Genomic DNA, 18,391 nt, shown 5'->3' with positions numbered 1-18,391 from the left:
GCGACGCGACGGCGACGCCCGGCCGACGGAACGCCGACGCGACGCCGGCGGGAGGGCGATGCGGGGCCGATGCGGGGGCGGCGGGAGGGGGTGGTGACGCTGCGCGTCCGACCGATACCGTGCCACCCTGCGAACTACTCATCGGTAAGGAGCGGCATGAGCGCGTACCGCACCATCCTCGTCGGCACCGACGGCTCCGACTCCTCGTTCCGCGCGGTCGACCGGGCCGCGCAGCTGGCCGCCGCCACCGGCGCCACGCTGCTGCTCGCCTCCGCCTACAGCCCCATGCCCGAGCGCGAGCGGCTCAGCGCCGCCGACCGCCTGGGCGACCTGGCCTACAAGGTGCAGGGGTCCACGCCCGCCGACGACGCCCTGCGCGCCGCCCGGGAACGCGCCGTCGCCGCGGGCGCCCGCGACATCGACCAGGCCGCCCTGGAGGGGGACCCCGTGGACGTGCTGGCCCGCCTGGCCAGGGACCGCGCCGTCGACCTCGTCGTCGTCGGCAACCGGGGCCTCAACAGCCTCGCCGGTCGCATCCTGGGGTCGGTTCCGGCGAACCTGTCCCACCGCTCCCCCTGCGACGTGCTCATCGTCCACACCACCGAGAAAGGCAAATGAGCCGTCACGGCACGGCAATCCCCACCCCCGCGGCAGGCCCCTCCCTTGTGGAGGCGTTCACGGGTCTGCCGGGGGCGAACGGGGCGCCGCAACGGTGGGGCAAGAAGGCCCCTAGGACGTAGGCTGACAGCACCGATCATGAGCGGGTCCGCCCCCCGGGAATCACGGCCCCCTCGGTGACGCTGTACCTGTCGTCGGAAGGAGGCAGCGCGTGGTCGAGCTGGAAAGCGTGCCCGAACTCGTCGATCCGGTCGTCGTGGCCGCCTTTGAAGGGTGGAACGACGCCGGAGAGGCCGCCAGCGGTGTCATCGGCCACCTGGAGTCGATCTGGGAGGCCGTGCCGATCGCCGAACTGGACCCGGACGACTACTACGACTTCCAGGTCACCCGTCCCCTCATCGAGATGGCGGACGGGGAGAGCCGCGGGATCACCTGGCCCACCACCCGGGTGTCCTGGGCGCGCCTGCCGTCCGGGCGCGACGTGGTGCTGGTGCACGGCATCGAGCCCAACATGCGGTGGCGGTCGTTCTGCCGCGAGCTCGTCGGGCTGATGCTGGAACTGGAGGTCAAGAACGTCGTCCTGCTCGGCGCGCTGCTGGCCGACGCCCCCCACACCCGGCCGGTACCGGTCACCGGCGCCGCGTCCGACGCGGGCCTGGTGACCACCCTCCACCTGGAGCCGGCCCGGTACGAGGGGCCGACCGGCATCCTCGGCGTCCTGCAGGACGCGTGCTCCAAGGCCGACCTGAGCACGGTGTCGCTGTGGGCGGCGGTGCCGCACTACGTGGCCTCGCCGCCGTCCCCCAAGGCCACCCTCGCGCTGCTGCGCCGGGTGGAGGACGTGCTGGACGTCACCGTTCCCCTGGGCGAGCTGCCCGAGGAGGCGCGGGCCTGGGAGAACGGCGTCAACGAGCTGGCCGAGGAGGACTCGGAGGTCGCCGAGTACGTGCGCAGCCTCGAGGAGCAGAAGGACGCCCTGGAGCTGCCCGAGGCCAGCGGCGACGCCATCGCCCGCGAGTTCGAACGCTACCTGCGCCGCCGCGAGACCGGCTGACCCGGCTCGCAGGCCGTCACCCGCGCCGCGCCCCGCCGCCCGCGCCGCGCGGTGTGGAACCGCGTGCCCGGGGCGGGCGCCGGGCTTATCATGGTCTGACGGCGGCGCAAGCCGCGCTCCGCACGGCGTCCCGGGCCCCGCCCGGCCGGGGACGTCCCGTCGATGGCCCGCGCACGCCGCGAAGTGCGCACATCATGAACACTGCCGAGCTTCCCGGGGGCGGAGGCGCCCTCAGCCGGTGAGCGCCCGCGCGGGCCGTCGCCCGCGCCCCGCCCAGACCCCCGACGTCCGCGCCCCCGACGTCCGCGCCCCCGACGTCCGCGCCCCGGACGTGACGGCGGCCCCCGCAACGGCCCCGGCGGCGATCCGCGTCCGGCCCCGGCGTGAGCTGAGACGCCACCGCAGGAGCCGCGCCCACTCCTGCTGGGACCACCTCATCGCCGCGCCGCTGTGGCCGCTGCACGGCGTCAACCTCGGAACCCTCCTGCGGACCTGCGACGCCGTCGGCGCCTGCCTGGCGGTGCCCCGGCACCGGTGGGTGCCCGAGGCGCTGGCACGCGGCAACACGCTGCGCAGGCCGTCCTGCGTCCACTGGGTCAACGACCCCCTGGACTGGCTGGCCCGCCAGCGCGACGGCGGCACGCGGGTGGTGGGCGTGGAACTGGCCGACGAGGCGGTGCGCCTTGCCGACCTGCCCGCCGCGCGCGAACGCACGGTCGCGGTGCTGGGGCACGAACAGTACGGCATACCGGACGAGGCGCTGGACCTGCTGGACATGGCCGTGGAGATCCCCATGGTGGGCAGCGGCAACAGCCTCAACGTGGCCGTGGCCGGTTCCCTCGTCCTCTACAAGCTCGCCGGCCTGCTGTGAGGAGGCATCGAGGTCACCGGCCGCGACGCGCGAGCCTCGTCACACGCGACCCGCGTCACAGGCGATCCGCGTCACAGGGCGACGCCGAGGAGGGCGTCGGTGAGCGCGCGGATCTGGGCGGGCGCCTCGGTGTCGGCGTCGCGGGTGGACGGCTCGTCGGCGAGGGCCCGCTCGGCCCAGCGGTCCACGGCCGCCAGCGCGGCGGGGGCGTCCAGGTCGTCGGCCAGGCGGGCGCGCACCTCGGCGGCCGTGGCGGCGGCGGACGGCCCGGCGGGCAGGCGGACGGCCGCGCGCCAGCGTTCCAGCCGCGCCGTCGCCTCGTCCAGCACGCCCGGCACCCACTCCCAGTCCGCGCGGTAGTGATGGGCCAGCAGCGCCAGCCGGATCGCCATCGGGTCGGCGCCGTCGCGCCGCAGCCGGGACACGAACACCAGGTTCCCGCGCGACTTGGACATCTTCTCGCCGTCCAGGCCGACCATGCCGGCGTGCACGTAGGCGCGGGCGTGCGGGCGTTCGCCGGTGGCGATCTGGGCGTGCGAGGCGCCCATCTCGTGGTGGGGGAAGGCCAGGTCGGAGCCGCCGCCCTCGACGTCGAAGGCCATCCCCAGGTACTCCACGGAGATCGCCGAGCACTCCACGTGCCAGCCGGGACGGCCCTGCCCGAACGGGGAGTCCCAGCTCGGCTCGCCGGGCCGCCGGGCCATCCACACCAGCGGGTCCAGCGGGTCCTTCTTGCCCGAGCGGCCCGGGTCGCCGCCGCGCTCGGCGAACAGCGGCAGCATCTCCTCGCGGGTCAGCCGGCTGACCCGGCCGAAGTCGGGGTCGGCGTCGACGGGGAAGTACAGGTCGCCGTCCAGGTCGTAGGTGGCGTTCTTGGCGCGCAGCTTCTCCACCATCTCCGTGATCAGCGGGATGGCCTCCACGGCGCCGATGTAGTGGTCGGGCGGCAGGATCCGCAGCGCCGTCATGTCGTCGCGGAACAGCTGGATCTCCCGGTCGGCCAGCTCGCGCCAGTCCTGGCCGGTCTGCCGGGCACGTTCCAGCAGCGGGTCGTCGACGTCGGTGGCGTTCTGGACGTAGCGCACCTGGTGGCCGAGGTCCCGCCACACCCGGTTGACCAGGTCGAAGGCCAGGTAGGTGGCGGCGTGCCCCAGGTGGGTGGCGTCGTAGGGGGTGATGCCGCACACGTACATCCGGGCGGTGGCGCCAGGGCCGGTGGCCCGCGCCTCTCCGGTTCCCGTGTCATGCAGGCGCAGCGGGGACGCGATGGCCGGAAGACCGGCCGTGGGCAGGTGGGGAACCTCAGGGGCGGGCCACGATCGCATACCGGCAAGCTTATCCAGGCCCCGTTCACGGTTTTACGGCGAGATCATCCGTAATGTCCGGGGCGGCGGCGTCACGGCAGCCGGACGCGCGGGTCCAGCACGGAGTGCGCGAGGTCGGCGGCCAGCCCGGTGACGATCACGCAGACGGTCACCAGCAGCGTCACCCCGATGACCACGGGGGCGTCGCCGGAGGCGATGGACTGCTGCACCAGCTGGCCCACGCCCTGCAACCCGAACACCTTCTCGGTGACGACGGTGGACCCGACCAGCGCCCCCACGTCCACGCCGAACTGCGTGACGACCGGCGGCAGCGCCGCGCGCAGGCCGTGCCGCGCCAGCACGCGCCGCTCCGGCAGGCCCTTGGCGCGGGCGGTGCGGACGTAGTCCTCGCCGAGCGCGTCCAGCAGGGCGCCGCGGGTGAGCCGGGCGTAAGCCGCCGCCATCAGCATCGCCAGCGCGCACCACGGCGGGACCATGCGGCGCCAGAAGTGCTCCTGCAGCGGCGGCCCCGCCTCGAAGAACCCGGTGCCGCCGGCCAGCGCCTGCAGCAGCACCAGCGCCAGCACGAACGGCGGCGCCGACAGCCCGACCAGCACGAACACCGTCGTCAGCCGGTCCCACACGCCGCCGGGACGGGCCGCGCCGAGCACCCCGGCCGCCACACCGCCCGCCAGCCACAGCACGCTCGCGCCCAGCACCAGCCACAGCGTCGTCGGGACCCGCTCGGCGATCAGCCGCGCCACCGGCACACCGGTGACGTAGGAGTCGCCGAGGTCGCCGCGCGCCAGCCGCAGCAGGAAGTCGCCGTACTGCACGGCCAGCGGACGGTCCAGGCCGAGGCCGCGGCGGATCTGGGCGAGGGTGTCGGCGGTGGCGCGGGGGCCGCCGATCACCTGCTCCACCGGCACCGGCGACAGGTGCAGGAACGCGAACACCAGCGTGGACACCAGCCACAGCACCACGACCGCGTGCAGCAGCCTGCGGACGACGAACGCTCCCATCCGGCGCCCCACCTCCCCGCACGATCGCGACGGGTAACGAAGGTAGCACCGAACGTGAGCACCAGTGCGGCCGCCGACAGGACGCGCCCCCAGCCCGCCCAACCACCCCGCCCCAACCACCCCGCCCCGGCCATGCCACCCCGGCCATGCCACCCCGGCCACGCCATCCCGATCACGCCGCCCGGGTCACGCCGCCCGGGTCACGCCTTCGGGTGGGGGTCGTCTGCTCAGATCACCTGGGTCCAGGCGTCGGGGTCGCCGGGGGCGGGTGAGAAGTCGTAGCGGACGCCGTCGGCGCGCAACGCCACCAGGCTCACCGACGTGGTGCCCCACACGCCCGTCCCGGCGAGGTCGACCAGCGGGAGCAGGGCGCGCGGGTCGGTGCGCGGCAGCCCGGCGCCCTCGGCGAACGCCAGCCACTGGCCCCACGCCTGCGCGGCCGTCCCGTCGCGGGGCTCGGGACGGGGCGCGGCCGCCAGCCGGGGCCGGAAGTAGGCCAGGCGTTCGGCCATGTGCTGGTCGCCGTCGTCGGCGTGCCCGTCCTCGCGGCGGTCCCGCCCTTCCAGGCCGTTGTTGACCACCATGTGCAGGCCGGGGCCCAGCGCGCGTTCCACGAGCGCGACGCCGTCCCAGCTCCACAGCCGCACCGCGTCCGGCTCGGCGCACAGCAGGTGGAACGGGTCGAAGCGGGCCGGGTCCAGCCCGTCGAGCTTGCCGTCGGCCGCCATCCGCAGGGGCAACTCGCCGCGCGAGGACCGCGCCGTCTCGGGCGCGTCGCGGCCGCGGCCGTTCAGGACGGTGGCCGCGCGCGGGGCGGCCGGGTCGACCGCCAGCCAGGTGCCCCCGGCGCGCCGGTCACGGCCGCCGACCAGGCCCGGCCGGTCCGGCCAGTGCCGGCCCGGCGGTTCCCACGCGCGGACCAGGAACTCGTCCCGGACGCCCACCAGCAGCACCGGGACGGGAGATGAGGGGTCGAAACTCACGATCGCCGTGCACATGCGCCCCATTGGAGCACTTCGCCCAGAACCGCCGCAGGGCGGGTCCACCGGCAGGAACGGCCATCAGAGCGGCCGGTCGAAGCGGCGTGTCAGAGCGGCGGCCAGGGGATGGCGGGCCAGTCCTCCGGCGGGTAGGGGTGGATGCGGTGCTTGAGCATCAGCTCGACGCGGCGGCGGGTGGCGTCGACCTCCTCGGCGGTCAGCAGCCCGGCCAGGCGGTCGCCCAGCGAACCGTCGGCCAGCGCCGCCTCGACCCGGCCGAGCGCCTCCAGCGCCTCGTCGGTCAGCCGCTTGCCGCGCCACTGCCACAGCACGGTGCGCAGCTTGTACTCCACCGAGAAGCACACGCCGTGGTCGCAGCCGTAGACGTGGCCGTCGCCGGGCGGCAGCAGGTGCCCGATCTTCCGGTCGGCGTTGTTGATGACGGCGTCGAACACCGCCATCCGCCGGATCGCCGGGTCGTCCGACCGCGACAGCGCCACCAGGTCGACGTCGGGGTCGGGCTCCACCCACAGCTGCACCATGCCGGGCCCGTACGGGCCGTCGCGGTGCACGGTGGGCGGCACGATGTTCCAGCCCATCGCCTGCGACACCGCGTACGCGGCGACCTCGCGTCCGGCCAGCGTGCCGTCCGGGAAGTCCCACAGCGGACGCTCGCCCGCCACCGGCTTGTACACGCAGGCGGCGGTGACGTCCTCCCACTCGACCGAGCAGTACAGCGTGGCGTTGGACGCCTGGACGAGACGTCCCTCCACGGTGAGGCGGCCCTTGGAGAGCAGCCGTTCGGCGATGTCGGCGTCGCGGGGGGAGACGGTGCGGCCGGGACCGTCGTCGGCGGGGCTGCGATCCCGGGAGGGCTGCGTCATGCGTCCATTGTCCCGGGCGCCGCGCCCATGATCCAGCACGGGCGGTGGTGAGGTGCGCCGCCGCCGGCCGCCGCGCCGGGCGCCGCGCGCGTGCCGCCCGGGCTCGTCCCGGCCGGGGACGTCCCGTGGTTCACGCACGGCGGCCGTTCATGCCGGGTGCCCGCTCACGCCGAGTGCCCGTTCACGCCATGTGCCCGTTCTGGCGGGGGCAGATGTGCCCGCCCGCGTCCAGCGGCAGCCCGCACAGCGGGCAGGGCGGGCGGCCCGCCGCCACCACCTTCAGGGCCCGTTCGGCGAACGCGCGGGCCTGCGCGGCGGTGATCCGCACGCGCAGCACGGCGATCGCCGGGTCATCCTCGCCGACCTCGGCCTCCTGGTCGTCGGCCTCGGTGACCTCCTGCGCCTCGATGATCACGCGTTCGTCCTCGGGGTCCCAGGCCAGCGCCATGGTGCCGACCCGGAACTCCTCCTCGACCGGCTGGTCGAGGGGGCCGTCGTCCTGCAACTCGGCGGGGGTGACCGCGGGAACCGGGGCGGCGCCGCCGCTGCGCCGCAGGATCTCGTCCAGCAGCTCCTCCAGCCGCTCGGCCAGCAGCGTCACCTGGAACTTCTCCAGGCCCACGCTGGTGACCCGGCGGCCCTCGCGGGCCTGCAGGTAGAACGAGCGCTCCCCCGGGCGCCCGACGGTGCCGGCGACGAACCTGTCCGGCAGTTCATAGGAGATGACCGGCATGACAACGACCCTACGCGCCGCCGCCGACGGCCGCGTCACCGCGCCCCGGGCCCTGCTCGCGCCCCTGTTCCCGCTCGTCCTCGGGCGGGGGCAGCAGGTCGTCGACACCGCCGCCGGTGTCGTTGAGGCGCACCACGAACGGCCGCAGCTCGGTGTAGCGGATCACGGTGAGCGACGCGGGCGCGGCCTGAATGCGCTGGAACTGATCCAGGTGCAGGCCGAGGGCGTCGGCGACGACGGCCTTGATGATGTCGCCGTGGCTGCACACCGCGTACGCGGCGTCCGGGCCGTGCTCGGCGGCGATCCGGGCGTTCCAGTCGCGGACCGCGGCGACCGCGCGGTGCTGGGCGTCGGCCAGCGACTCGCCGTCCTCGCCGGGGAAGCGGGCCGCGCTGGGGTGGGCCTGCACGACCCGCCACAGCGGCTCCTCGGCCAGCTCCTTGAGCGGGCGGCCCGTCCAGTCGCCGTAGCGGACCTCTCCGAACCGCTCGTCGACCTCGACCTTGTCGATGGGGTCGGCGTGGCCGGAGGCGATCGCCTCGGCGGTCTCCAGGCACCGTTCCAGGGGGCTGGACACCACCGCCGCCAGCGGCACCGGCGCCAGCCGCGCAGCCAGCGCCCGCACCTGCCCGCGGCCGCGCTCGTCCAGGCGCACCTCGGGGGTCCAGCCCGCCAGCACGGGCCCGGTCAGCGCGGTCAGTCCGTGGCGGACCAGCAGCAGCGTCGTCACGACACGCACTCTACGAGATGCGCGGCACCGGTGTGATCATCGCGCCGTCGGCGGGTGCCGGCGATCGGGGGCGGGCGCCAGCAGCACGGCCCACAGGTGCGAGTCGGCGCCGCCGGCCTCCAGGCGGCGCCGCACGCGCTCGACGCCGCCCGCCGTGGGCAGCGCCAGGCCGAGCAGCAGCGGGTAGCCCAGCGCGAACGCCGCCAGGAACACCGGCTCGTCGCGCGTGGTGACCGCCAGGGCCAGGCCGAGCAGGATGACGGCGTCGGCGAGCGCGAACCGCACCAGGATCGCCTGCCGGAACTGCAGCAGCGCCGCCGCGGCGGCCTGTTCGCGGTCGCGGCCGGGGCGCAGCGGACGCGGCGTGCGGGGCCCGGCCAGCGCCGCGACGAGCACGGCGGCCGCGAGCGGCGGGACCGTCCACGGCGCGGGGAGCCGGGCGGGCCCGCCGGGGACGAGCAGCGGCGAGATCGCCAGGATCAGCACCTGCGCCACCGCGAGGACCAGCATCACCGCGCGCAGCCGCGCCAGCACCGTGCCGGTGCGCAGCGACCGCAGGTAGCCCGGGTCGTCGGCGCGTCCCGCGCCGTACCGCGGCCGCACCAGCGGGCCGCCGTCCGCCGGGGTGCGCGGCGAGTACATCGGGAAGGGCGGGGTCGCCATGGGCGCGCACTGTAATCCGGGGCCGGACGCGGCGATACGCACGCGGCGACAAAAAACGGCCCTGGCCGGACGAGGTCGTCGTCACGGCCCGGGCCGATTGACGTGCGCGGGTCGAGGGCGCGTCACGCGCCGGGTGCGGGCGGCGGTGCGGGGGCGCGGTCAGGTGGCGCTGATGGCGCCGGCGGCGAGCAGGCCGAGGATGACGCCGCCGAGCGCCACCCGGTAATACACGAACACCATCATCGAGTGCCGGGCCAGGAACTTCAGCAGCCAGGCGATGCAGGCGTAGCCGACGACGAACGACGCCGCCGTCGCCACCGCGGTCGGCATCAGCTGCAGGTCGCCGGAGAACGCCTTGCGCAGCTCGAACAGCCCCGACAGCACCACGGCCGGCACCGACAGCAGGAACGAGTACCGCGCCGCCGCCTCCCGCGTGTAGCCGAGGAACAGCGCGCCGGTCATGGTGGACCCGGACCGGGAGGAGCCGGGGATCAGCGCCAGCGCCTGGAACGTTCCGATGATCAGGCCGTCGCGCAGGTTGAGGTCGCCGACCTCGCGTTTGCGCGACCCCCACCACTCGGCCACCATCAGCAGCAGGCCCATGACGATCAGCGACGTGGCATTGATCCACAGGTTGCGGGCGGGCTCCTCGATGAAGTCCTTGAACGCCAGGCCGCACACCCCGATCGGGATCGTGCCGAGGCCGATGTACCAGCCCATCCGGGCGTCCTGGTGCCGGCGCAGCTCGGACCGCCACAGGCTGCGCGTCCAGGTGAGGAGGATGCGTCCCAGGTCGCGCCAGAAGTAGATGATCACCGCGGCCATCGTGCCGATCTGGATGACCGCGCTGAAGGCCGACCCGGGATCCTCCCAGCCGAGGAACTTGGGCACGAACAGCATGTGCCCGGAGCTGGAGATGGGCAGGAATTCCGTCAGTCCCTGGACGATGCCGAGGACGGTCGCTTCCACGACGTTCACGATCCGTGAGCCTAGTGGTCGCGGGGCGTGCTCGGCCCGCAGGCGACACGCGGCCTGCGCGTCGTCACGTCCCGATCGTCCCGCCGACGCCGTCGCGACGCCTCCGGGACACCCCCGCGTCACCGGCCGGCCGCGCCGGCGGCGGCGGCGCCACCGGCGCGGTGGTCCGATCGGCGGGGCCGCTACTGTGACCGCCTATGGAAGAGCGTCACCTCGGGCGCAGCGGGCTGCTGGTGTCCCGGCTGGGCCTGGGCACCATGACCTGGGGGCAGGACACCGAGCCCGACGAGGCGGCCGCGCAGCTGACGGCGTTCGTGGACGCGGGGGGCACCCTGGTCGACACCGCCGACGTCTACAGTGAGGGCGCCAGCGAACGCATCCTCGGGCACCTGCTGCGCGACGTGGTGGACCGCGAGTCGATCGTGCTGGCGACCAAGTCGGCGATCCGCCCGGACGGCCGCTACGACGGATCCCGGCGGCATCTGCTGGCCGCCCTGGACGCGTCCCTGGACCGCCTGGACGTCGACAACGTGGACCTGTGGCAGCTGCACGTGTACGACCCGTCCACGCCCCTGGAGGAGACGCTGTCGGCGGTGGACGAGGCGGTGGCCAGCGGCCGCACCCGGTACGCGGGGGTGTCGAACTACGCGGGGTGGCAGCTGGCCAAGGCGGCGGCGTGGCAGAGCGCCTGGCCGGGCCGCGCCCCCATCGTGTCGGTGCAGGCGGAGTACTCGCTGCTGCGGCGCGACATCGAACGCGAGGTGCTGCCCGCCGCGCTGGACGCGGGGGTGGGCGTGCTGCCCTGCTCCCCGCTGGGCCGCGGGGTGCTCACCGGCAAGTACCGCACCGGCATCCCGGCGGGTTCGCGGGCGGCCGCGCCGCATCTTTCGGAGTTCGTCCATCCGTACCTGGACGAGGAGTGCGCCCGCATCGTGGAGTCGGTGGTGACGGCCGCCGAGGGGCTGGGCGTGTCGCCGCTGGACGTGGCGCTGGCATGGGTGCGCGACCGTCCCGGGGTGGCCGCGCCGATCGTGGGGGCGCGTACGTCGGCGCAGCTGGGGCAGGCCCTGCGCAGCGACAAGCTCACGCTCCCGCAGGAGATCCGGGAGGCGCTGGACGACGTGTCCGACATGTCGGCGCCCCATCCGTGACCTGTGCGGCCGCGCATGGCACCCTCGGGACCGGAATCCGACAAGCCCGAGCCATGAACCACGCCCGAACCCGACCCGGAGCCCTGCCCCGGGGAGCCCGGGTCCGGGCGGGCGAGCACTGACGGGAGGCCCGTGACCGACTCCGCGCCCGATCTGGCCCAGCTGTTCGAGGCGACCGGCGTGCCCGCCGCGCTGGTGCCGCGCGCCGCCGCGCGGCTCGGCGCCGACGCCCCCGGACGGCTGCGCGCCGACCCCTGGCTGCTGCTGCGCGTGCCGGGCGTGCTGCCGCGGCAGGCCGACCACTTCGCCCGGCGGCTGCTGGGCGACCAGGCGCGGCCCGACGATCCCCGGCGGGGACGCGCGCTGGTGCTGCACCTGCTGACCGAGGCCGCCCGGCAGGGCCACACCGCCACCCCCGTCGCGGACGTGGTGGCGGCGCTGGCCGCGCAGCGGGTGCCGGACGCGCGGCAGGCGATCGACGGCGCGCTCGACACCGGCGAGGCGGTGGCCCTGGTCGAGGAGCCGGAGTTCGACGAGGAGTCGCCGGAGGCGCTGGAGGAGGAGCCGCCCGAGCCGGAGGAGTCGCTGGGCGTGGCGCGGTGGGCGCTGGCCGAGGAGGCCGCCGCCGAGGGCTTCCAGCGGCTGGCCGCCACCGCCGCGCCGCTGCTGGACGACGCGACGATCAAGGCGGTGCGGCAGGGCCTGCCCGAGGACCGCTCCCTGGCGCTGACCGCCGCGCTGCGCACGGGCGTCAGCGTCCTGCGCGGCGCGCCCGGCGACCTGGCGGGCACCGCCCTCGGCATCGCCTCCGTCGCCGCCGGCAACGGCCTGCGCGTCGCCGTCGTCACCCCCACCGACCACGCCGCCGCCGCGCTGGCGCGCGGCACGGCCCCGGCGGGCACGGTCGTCGGCCTGCACCGGCTGCTGGAGCCCCGTCCCGCACCCCCGCCCGCCCCGCCGGGCACGGTGGTGTTCGCACGCGGCGAGCAGCACCCGCTCGACCTGGACCTGGTGGTGGTGCCGGACGCGGCCGCGCTGGACGTGGAGATGACCGCCATGCTGGTCGAGGCGTGCCCGGACGGCGCCCACCTGGTGCTGGGCGGCGAACCGGGGGCGCTGCCGCCCGCCGGGCCCGGCCGGGCGCTGGACGACCTGGAGGCCTCGGAGACCGTGCCGGTCGTCACGCTGGAACCCGGTGCCGAGGCCGGTCCGCTGCAGGCGCTGACGGCCGCCGTGCGCGCGGGCGAGCTGGTCCCGGTGGACGCGCCCGGCCGGGAGGTCGTGATCGTCCCCGCCGCGTCCGGCGCCGAGGCGGTGCACCGCGCCGTCCAGCTCGTCACCGACTCGATCCCCCGGGCGCTCGGCATCCCCGCCGAGGACGTCCAGGTGGTCGCGGCCGCCGCGGCCGGGGAGGCGGGCGTCGCGGCCCTCAACGCCGCCCTGAAGAACCGTCTCAACCCCGGGCCGGGCGAGTTCGGCGGGTTCGACCCGGGCGACCGCGTCGTCGTGGCCGTGCCGCTGCCCGAGGCCGCCCTGGGCGAGCCGGGCGTGGTCACCGGAGCCGACGCCGACGGCCTGCACGTGGAGTTCACCGGCGGCACCGTCACGATCCCTCCCGCGCTGAGCACGCGGCTGCGGCACGGCTGGGCCGCCCCGGTGCCGCTGGCGCGCGCGACACGTCATCCCGCCGTGGTGGCCGTCATGACCGACGACGCGGAGGCGGGCCTGTCGCGGCCGATGGTGGCCACCGCGTTCGGGCTGGCGCTGCGTCACCTGTCGGTCGTGCAGGCCGCCGGGCCCGCCCTGGCCAGGGCCGTCCGCGAGGTGGACGCCCCCGGGAGACGCACCAGGCTGGCGCGGCTGGTGGTGCGGTGACGGAGTCCGGGGGCGGAGGAAACCGCCCGTGCCGGTGTTTACGCGTGCGTCTTCCAAGGAACCATAAGCGCACACTTACATCGCTTCGGGCGGAAGGCGGAAGGACACATGCACCGGCAGCGGCGCCTCACACGAATCGGCGCGGTATCGGCGGGCACGATGGCGTTGGTGCTGCTGGGCGGCGCGCAGGCCGCCCACGCACACGCGGCCGCCGCCCCCAGACCGTGCCCGAAGGGCACCGACCCGGCCAGCACGGTCGACAACTGGAAGTGCCAGCTCGACAACATCCGCGAGGGCCTCACGCCCAAGCAGCCGACGACCACGCCGGCGCCGTCCCCCACCCCGTCCAAGCCGAAGCCCGCGCCGAAGCCCAAGCCGGGCGACGGCGGCGACCGCGGCGGCTCCGGGGGCGACAAGCGGAAGGCGCCACGTCCCGGAACCGGAGCCGGCTCGCGCTCGGGCGGCACGGGCCCGGGCGTGCGGGCGCCGTCGGTGCCCGCGCCGCTCACCGACCCCCGCAGCGTGCGGCCCTACTCCCCCGGCGCCCCGGCGAACCTGCCCGGGCTGCTGCCGTCACCGCGGGTCGCCGACCCCGCGGACGGCACCGTCATGCCGGACACGCGGCTCGTGTCGCCCGCGGCCGCCTCCGCCCACGACGACGGCGCCACCACGGCGTGGGTGGCCGCCGCCTCGGGCGCCGCCGGAGCCGTCGCGGCGCTCAACGCCAGCGTGATGGCCCGCCGCTTCCGCCGCGCCCGCCCCCTGCCCCGTCCCCGCGCACGCTAGACCCACCCCGCCCCGCGCAGGTCAGACCACCCGCGTGTGTGTGGACGCTGGGCGGCCGGGGGTCAGTCCAGGTCGGGCTCGGGGGCGCCGACGGCGTGCAGGCCGCCGTCCACGTGGACGATCTCGCCCGTGGTGGCCGGGAACCAGTCCGACAGCAGCGCCACCACCGCGCGCGCGGTGGGCTCGCTGTCCTTGATGTCCCAGCCGAGCGGCGCGGCCTGCGGCCACATCTCGGTCAGCCCCCCGAAGCCGGGGATGCTCTTGGCCGCCATCGTGGCCAGCGGCCCGGCCGACACCAGGTTCACCCGGATGTTCTTCGGCCCCAGGTACTTGGCCAGGTAACGCGAGCACGACTCCAGTCCCGCCTTGGCCACGCCCATCCAGTCGTACACCGGCCAGGCCTTGGTGGCGTCGAAGTCCAGGCCGACCACCGACCCGCCCTGCTCCATCAGCGGCAGGCACGCCATGGTGAGCGACTTCAGCGAGTACGTCGAGGCGTGCAGCGCGGTGGCCACGTCCTCCCACGGCGTGTCCAGGAACGTGCCGCCCAGCGCGGTCTGCGGCGCGAACCCGATGGCGTGCACCACGCCGTCCAGCCGGTCGAACCCGTGCTCGCGCAGCCGCCCGGCCAGCGCGTCCAGGTCCTCGGTGCTGGTGACGTCCAGCTCGATGACGGGCGGCGGGTCGTCCGGCCCCGACGGCAGCCGCTTGGCGGTGCGCTGGGTGAGCGTGGGACGCGGGTAGGCGGTCAGCGCCACCCGCGCGCCCTCCTCCTGCGCCACGCGCGCCACGTGGAAGCCGATGGAGGCGTCGGTGAGGACGCCGGTGACCAGGATCCGCTTGCCTTCCAGGATGCCCATGATCGGTCAGTGCCCCATTCCCAGGCCGCCGTCCACCGGGATCACGGCCCCGGTGATGTAGGCGGCGTCGTCGCTGGCCAGGAACCGCACGGCCTTGGCCACCTCGTCCGGCTGCGCCACCCGGCCCAGCGGGATCGCCTTCTTGATCGCGCTCTGCTGGTCCTCGCTGAGCGCGGCGGTCATGTCGGTGTCGACGAAGCCGGGCGCGACCACGTTGACGGTGATGTTGCGCGAGCCCAGCTCGCGGGCCAGCGACCGGGCGAAGCCCACCAGGCCCGCCTTGGAGGCGGCGTAGTTGGACTGGCCGGCCGACCCGAGCAGCCCCACCACCGACGACACCAGCACGATCCGGCCGCCGCGCTTGCGCATCATGCCCTTCACCGCGCGCTTGGCGACCCGGTAGGCGCCGGTCAGGTTGGTGTCCAGGACGGAGGTGAACGACTCCTCGCTCATGATCGCCAGCAGGGTGTCGTCGGTGATCCCGGCGTTGGCGACCAGCACCTGCACCGGCCCCTGCTCCGCCTCGACCTTGCCGAACGCGGCGTCGACGTCCTCCATGCTGGTCACGTCGCAGCGCACGCCGAACAGGCCCTCGGGCGGCTCGCCCGACCGGTAGGTCACCGCCACCGCATCGCCCGCGGCCGACAGCTCCCGCGCGACCGCCAGCCCGATGCCCCGGTTCCCGCCGGTCACGAGGACAGAGCGACTCATCTCGTACCCTTCATCGACTCACCACAGCGAGCCGAGCGTATCGACCTACCGCCGGTAACGCGGATGTGCGAGCCCCACAAGATCCGCGTCCCGCCCTTTGTTCCACCCCGATCCACCGGGAGGCCCGGACCGCCCCGCGGCCCCGCCGGTTCGGGCGGGTTAGGGGGTAGGTTGCGGAAGGTGCACGACATCGATCCCGACTTCACCGCGCTCCCCCTGCGCGAGCTCGCCGACGCGGCGCTGACCCGGGCCCGCGAACTGGGCTGCGAGCACGCCGACTTCCGGCTGGAGCGCATCCGCAGCCAGACCCTGCGCCTGCACGACGCCGCGCTGGAGACCGCGCTGGACGCCGACGACCTGGGCCTGTCGGTCCGCGTGGTCAAGAACGGCACCTGGGGCTTCGCCGCCGGCATCGACCTGAGCACCGCCGGCGCCGCCCGGGTGGCCGCGCAGGCGGTGGAGGTCGCCGCGGTCGCCGCGGCGGTCAACCGCGAACCCATCGAGCTGGCGCCCGAGCCGGTGCACGGCGAGCGCACCTGGGTGTCGTCCTACGAGGTCGACCCCTTCGCCGTGCCCACCGCCGAGAAGGTGGCGCTGCTGGCCGACTGGAGCCGCCGCCTGCTGGACGACCCCCGCGTGCAGCACGTCGACGCCGCGCTGCTGCAGGTCAAGGAGAACAAGTTCTTCGCCGACCTGGCCGGGACCGTCACCACCCAGCAGCGCGTCCGGCTGCACCCGGCGATCAACGCGGTGGGCATCGCCGACGGCGCGTTCGACACCATGCGCACGCTGGCGCCGCCCGCCGGGTACGGCTGGGAATGGCTGACCGGCGCGCACTGGGACTGGGACGGCGAGCTGGCGCGGCTGCCGGAACTGCTGGCCGAGAAGCTGGCCGCGCCGTCGGTGGACCCGGGCGCCTACGACGTGGTGATCGACCCGTCCAACCTGTGGCTCACCATCCACGAGTCGATCGGGCACGCCACCGAACTCGACCGCGCCCTGGGCTACGAGGCCGCCTACGCGGGCACCTCGTTCGCCACCCCCGACAAGCTCGGCCGCCTGCGCTACGGGTCGCCCGTCATGAACGTCACCGGCGACCGCACCGCCGAGCACGGCCTGGCCACCATCGGCTACGACGACGAGGGCGTGGAGACGCAGTCGTTCGACATCGTCTCCGAGGGCATGTTCACCGGCTACCAGCTGGACCGGCGCATCGCCCGCCTCACCGGCGCCGAACGCTCCAACGGCTGCGCGTTCGCCGACTCCTCCTCCAGCATGCCGCTGCAGCGCATGGCGAACGTGTCGCTGCGGCCCGCGCCGGACGGGCCGTCCACCGACGAGCTGATCTCCGGCGTCGAACGCGGCATCTACATCGTCGGCGACAAGAGCTGGTCGATCGACATGCAGCGCTACAACTTCCAGTTCACCGGGCAGCGCTTCTACCGCATCGAGAAGGGGCGGCTGGCCGGGCAGCTGCGCGACGTGGCGTACCAGGCCACCACCACCGACTTCTGGAACTCCATGGAGGCCGTCGGCGGGCCCGGCACCTACGTGCTGGGCGGCGCGTTCAACTGCGGCAAGGGCCAGCCCGGGCAGGTCGCCCCGGTCAGCCACGGCTGCCCGTCGGCGCTGTTCCGCGGGGTCAACATCCTCAACGCGCGCAAGGAGGCCGGGCAGTGAGCACGATGAGGCCGCAGGAGGCCGTCGAACGGGCGCTCGAGCTGTCCCGCACCGACGACTGCGTGGTCATCGCCGACGAGTCCAGCACCGCCAACCTGCGCTGGGCGGGCAACACGCTGACCACCAACGGCGTGACCCGCTCCAACCGGCTCACCGTGATCGCGCTGCGCGGCACCGGCGAAGGCGTCGCCGCCGGCGTGGTGTCGCGGGCCGCCGTCGGCGCCGGCGACGTCGAGGAGCTGGTGCGCGCCGCCGAGGCCGTCGCCGCCGGCAACGAGCCCGCCGAGGACGCCGCGCCGCTGGTGAGCGGCACCGCGCCCGGCGCCCGCTGGGACGACGACCCGGCCGAGACCGGCATCGGCGTGTTCACCGGCGTCGCGCCCGCGCTGGGCGAGGCGTTCGCCGCCGCCGAGGCCGCCGGGCGCCGTCTGTACGGGTTCGCCAACCACATGGTGACCTCCACCTTCCTCGGCACCTCGGCGGGTCTGCGGCTGCGCCACGACCAGCCCACCGGACTGCTGGAGCTGAACGCCAAGGACGAGCGGGGCGGCTCGGCGTGGGCGGGCGTCGGCACCCGCGACTTCACCGACGTGGACGTGCCCGGCGTCGCCGCCGACCTGGCGCGCCGCCTGGACTGGGGCGCCCGCCGCGTCGACCTGCCCGCGGGCCGCTACGAGACGATCCTGCCGCCCAGCGCCGTCGCCGACCTGATGATCTACCTGTACTGGTCGGCGGGGGCGCAGGACGCCCACGACGGCAGCACCGTGTTCAGCGCCCCCGGCGGCGGCACCCGCGTCGGGGAGAAGCTGGCGAGCCTGCCGGTGCGGCTGTCCAGCGACCCGGCCGCGCCGGGACTGGAGTGCGCGCCGTTCGTCATCGCGCACGCCTCCAGCCGCGAGGCGTCGGTGTTCGACAACGGCCTGGCGCTGTCGGCCACCGACTGGATCGCCGACGGCACGCTCACCGCGCTCACCCAGACCCGCCGGTCCGCCGAGCGCACCGGCCTGCCGCTCACCCCCGGCATCGACAACCTGGTCATGAGCGGGGGCCGGGACGGCGGCGCGTCGCTGGAGGACATGGTGGCGCGCACCGAGCGCGGCCTGCTGCTGACCTGCCTGTGGTACATCCGCGAGGTGGACCCGCAGCGGCTGCTGCTCACCGGTCTCACCCGCGACGGCGTCTACCTCGTCGAGAACGGCGAGGTCGTCGGGGCGGTCAACAACTTCCGCTTCAACGAGAGCCCGGTGGACCTGCTGTCGCGGCTCACCGAGGTCGGCGCCACGGCCCCCACGCTGCCGCGCGAGTGGTCGGACTACTTCACCCGCGCCGCCATGCCGCCGGTGCGCGTGGGCGACTTCCACATGTCCACCGTCAGCCAGGCGACGTAGCCGACGCGGAGATCGTCACAGCCGGGACCGCGGTGGACTGGCCATCCTCCAGCTGGCTGCGGGTCTCAGTGACCTCGCTGGCTGCAACGGGCCGCACTCCCGG

Annotated in this window: 18 protein-coding genes; 8 read left to right on the top strand and 10 right to left on the bottom strand. The window is 75.0% G+C overall.

From position 1 onward, the window contains the following. Window positions 1-156 precede the first annotated feature (156 nt). The 3 genes from ABZ801_RS14790 to ABZ801_RS14780 all read left to right on the top strand — a co-directional run bounded on the left by ABZ801_RS14790 (window position 157) and on the right by ABZ801_RS14780 (window position 2,543). The gene (locus tag ABZ801_RS14790; RefSeq protein ID WP_344945107.1) at window positions 157-618 is read left to right on the top strand and encodes a universal stress protein; all 462 of its coding nucleotides are present in this window, start codon (window positions 157-159) and stop codon (window positions 616-618) included. A gap of 211 nt (window positions 619-829) precedes the next feature. Further along, window positions 830-1,672, top strand: a complete 843-nt coding sequence (locus ABZ801_RS14785) for a PAC2 family protein (protein ID WP_344945104.1) — start codon at window positions 830-832, stop codon at window positions 1,670-1,672. Window positions 1,673-1,910: 238 nt separating this feature from the next. Then, complete coding sequence (locus ABZ801_RS14780; RefSeq protein WP_360697714.1) at window positions 1,911-2,543, top strand: TrmH family RNA methyltransferase; 633 nt, start codon at window positions 1,911-1,913, stop codon at window positions 2,541-2,543. Between the two features lie 71 nt (window positions 2,544-2,614). Here the strand turns inward: ABZ801_RS14780 and mshC are convergent, their stop codons facing one another. The 8 genes from mshC to ABZ801_RS14740 form a co-directional block, all read right to left on the bottom strand. After that, window positions 2,615-3,868: a cysteine--1-D-myo-inosityl 2-amino-2-deoxy-alpha-D-glucopyranoside ligase gene (mshC, locus tag ABZ801_RS14775; RefSeq protein WP_360697711.1), complete on the bottom strand. Its 1,254-nt coding sequence runs from the start codon at window positions 3,866-3,868 to the stop codon at window positions 2,615-2,617. A gap of 71 nt (window positions 3,869-3,939) precedes the next feature. Continuing rightward, on the bottom strand, window positions 3,940-4,869 hold the full coding sequence (locus tag ABZ801_RS14770) for an ABC transporter permease (RefSeq protein ID WP_360697708.1): 930 nt from the start codon (window positions 4,867-4,869) through the stop codon (window positions 3,940-3,942). 227 nt (window positions 4,870-5,096) lie between these two features. Beyond that, window positions 5,097-5,867 (bottom strand): NRDE family protein, encoded by a 771-nt coding sequence (locus tag ABZ801_RS14765; RefSeq protein WP_360697705.1) that lies wholly within the window; start codon window positions 5,865-5,867, stop codon window positions 5,097-5,099. An 89-nt stretch (window positions 5,868-5,956) separates the two neighbouring features. Then, on the bottom strand, window positions 5,957-6,733 hold the full coding sequence (locus tag ABZ801_RS14760; protein WP_344945092.1) for an SCO1664 family protein: 777 nt from the start codon (window positions 6,731-6,733) through the stop codon (window positions 5,957-5,959). Between the two features lie 181 nt (window positions 6,734-6,914). Next, window positions 6,915-7,466 (bottom strand): DUF3090 domain-containing protein, encoded by a 552-nt coding sequence (locus tag ABZ801_RS14755; protein WP_360697701.1) that lies wholly within the window; start codon window positions 7,464-7,466, stop codon window positions 6,915-6,917. A gap of 10 nt (window positions 7,467-7,476) precedes the next feature. After that, a complete protein-coding gene (locus ABZ801_RS14750) occupies window positions 7,477-8,196 on the bottom strand; it encodes a histidine phosphatase family protein (RefSeq protein WP_360697698.1) in 720 nt (239 codons plus the stop codon). Window positions 8,197-8,232: 36 nt separating this feature from the next. Beyond that, the gene (locus tag ABZ801_RS14745) at window positions 8,233-8,859 is read right to left on the bottom strand and encodes a hypothetical protein (protein ID WP_360697695.1); all 627 of its coding nucleotides are present in this window, start codon (window positions 8,857-8,859) and stop codon (window positions 8,233-8,235) included. A 159-nt stretch (window positions 8,860-9,018) separates the two neighbouring features. Then, window positions 9,019-9,837: an undecaprenyl-diphosphate phosphatase gene (locus tag ABZ801_RS14740; protein ID WP_360697692.1), complete on the bottom strand. Its 819-nt coding sequence runs from the start codon at window positions 9,835-9,837 to the stop codon at window positions 9,019-9,021. 197 nt (window positions 9,838-10,034) lie between these two features. Between ABZ801_RS14740 and ABZ801_RS14735 the strand changes: the two genes are divergently transcribed. The 3 genes from ABZ801_RS14735 to ABZ801_RS14725 all read left to right on the top strand — a co-directional run bounded on the left by ABZ801_RS14735 (window position 10,035) and on the right by ABZ801_RS14725 (window position 13,649). After that, window positions 10,035-10,988, top strand: coding sequence for an aldo/keto reductase (locus ABZ801_RS14735; RefSeq protein ID WP_360697689.1), 954 nt, complete (start codon window positions 10,035-10,037; stop codon window positions 10,986-10,988). A gap of 132 nt (window positions 10,989-11,120) precedes the next feature. Next, window positions 11,121-12,863 (top strand): helix-hairpin-helix domain-containing protein, encoded by a 1,743-nt coding sequence (locus tag ABZ801_RS14730; RefSeq protein WP_360697686.1) that lies wholly within the window; start codon window positions 11,121-11,123, stop codon window positions 12,861-12,863. 108 nt (window positions 12,864-12,971) lie between these two features. Continuing rightward, window positions 12,972-13,649: a hypothetical protein gene (locus ABZ801_RS14725; protein ID WP_360697683.1), complete on the top strand. Its 678-nt coding sequence runs from the start codon at window positions 12,972-12,974 to the stop codon at window positions 13,647-13,649. Window positions 13,650-13,711: 62 nt separating this feature from the next. On the opposite strand, the gene fabI is transcribed toward ABZ801_RS14725, so the two are convergent. Beyond that, window positions 13,712-14,509, bottom strand: a complete 798-nt coding sequence (gene fabI, locus ABZ801_RS14720) for an enoyl-ACP reductase FabI (protein WP_344945074.1) — start codon at window positions 14,507-14,509, stop codon at window positions 13,712-13,714. A gap of 6 nt (window positions 14,510-14,515) precedes the next feature. Then, the gene (locus ABZ801_RS14715; protein ID WP_344945072.1) at window positions 14,516-15,220 is read right to left on the bottom strand and encodes a beta-ketoacyl-ACP reductase; all 705 of its coding nucleotides are present in this window, start codon (window positions 15,218-15,220) and stop codon (window positions 14,516-14,518) included. Window positions 15,221-15,400: 180 nt separating this feature from the next. Here ABZ801_RS14715 and ABZ801_RS14710 point away from each other — a divergent pair, with 180 nt between their 5' ends. Both ABZ801_RS14710 and ABZ801_RS14705 read left to right on the top strand, forming a co-directional pair. Further along, complete coding sequence (locus tag ABZ801_RS14710; RefSeq protein WP_360697679.1) at window positions 15,401-16,900, top strand: TldD/PmbA family protein; 1,500 nt, start codon at window positions 15,401-15,403, stop codon at window positions 16,898-16,900. Between the two features lie 5 nt (window positions 16,901-16,905). Beyond that, window positions 16,906-18,288, top strand: a complete 1,383-nt coding sequence (locus ABZ801_RS14705) for a metallopeptidase TldD-related protein (RefSeq protein ID WP_360698180.1) — start codon at window positions 16,906-16,908, stop codon at window positions 18,286-18,288. Window positions 18,289-18,391: the final 103 nt, after the last annotated feature.

The organism is Actinomadura sp. NPDC047616, assembly GCF_040642915.1.
In the GTDB taxonomy this organism is placed as follows: domain Bacteria; phylum Actinomycetota; class Actinomycetes; order Streptosporangiales; family Streptosporangiaceae; genus Spirillospora; species Spirillospora miaoliensis.
This window is presented reverse-complemented; position numbering and strand designations above follow the sequence as displayed.

What these genes read in the sequence shown, in the direction of transcription:
- ABZ801_RS14790 (WP_344945107.1), top strand. Translation starts at nt 157, where the DNA reads ATGAGCGCGTACCGCACCATCCTCGTCGGCACCGACGGCTCCGACTCC.
- mshC (WP_360697711.1), bottom strand. Translation starts at nt 3,868, where the DNA reads ATGCGATCGTGGCCCGCCCCTGAGGTTCCCCACCTGCCCACGGCCGGT.
- ABZ801_RS14770 (WP_360697708.1), bottom strand. Translation starts at nt 4,869, where the DNA reads ATGGGAGCGTTCGTCGTCCGCAGGCTGCTGCACGCGGTCGTGGTGCTG.
- ABZ801_RS14765 (WP_360697705.1), bottom strand. Translation starts at nt 5,867, where the DNA reads ATGTGCACGGCGATCGTGAGTTTCGACCCCTCATCTCCCGTCCCGGTG.
- ABZ801_RS14760 (WP_344945092.1), bottom strand. Translation starts at nt 6,733, where the DNA reads ATGACGCAGCCCTCCCGGGATCGCAGCCCCGCCGACGACGGTCCCGGC.
- ABZ801_RS14755 (WP_360697701.1), bottom strand. Translation starts at nt 7,466, where the DNA reads ATGCCGGTCATCTCCTATGAACTGCCGGACAGGTTCGTCGCCGGCACC.
- ABZ801_RS14745 (WP_360697695.1), bottom strand. Translation starts at nt 8,859, where the DNA reads ATGGCGACCCCGCCCTTCCCGATGTACTCGCCGCGCACCCCGGCGGAC.
- ABZ801_RS14735 (WP_360697689.1), top strand. Translation starts at nt 10,035, where the DNA reads ATGGAAGAGCGTCACCTCGGGCGCAGCGGGCTGCTGGTGTCCCGGCTG.
- ABZ801_RS14725 (WP_360697683.1), top strand. Translation starts at nt 12,972, where the DNA reads ATGCACCGGCAGCGGCGCCTCACACGAATCGGCGCGGTATCGGCGGGC.
- fabI (WP_344945074.1), bottom strand. Translation starts at nt 14,509, where the DNA reads ATGGGCATCCTGGAAGGCAAGCGGATCCTGGTCACCGGCGTCCTCACC.
- ABZ801_RS14715 (WP_344945072.1), bottom strand. Translation starts at nt 15,220, where the DNA reads ATGAGTCGCTCTGTCCTCGTGACCGGCGGGAACCGGGGCATCGGGCTG.
- ABZ801_RS14705 (WP_360698180.1), top strand. Translation starts at nt 16,906, where the DNA reads ATGAGGCCGCAGGAGGCCGTCGAACGGGCGCTCGAGCTGTCCCGCACC.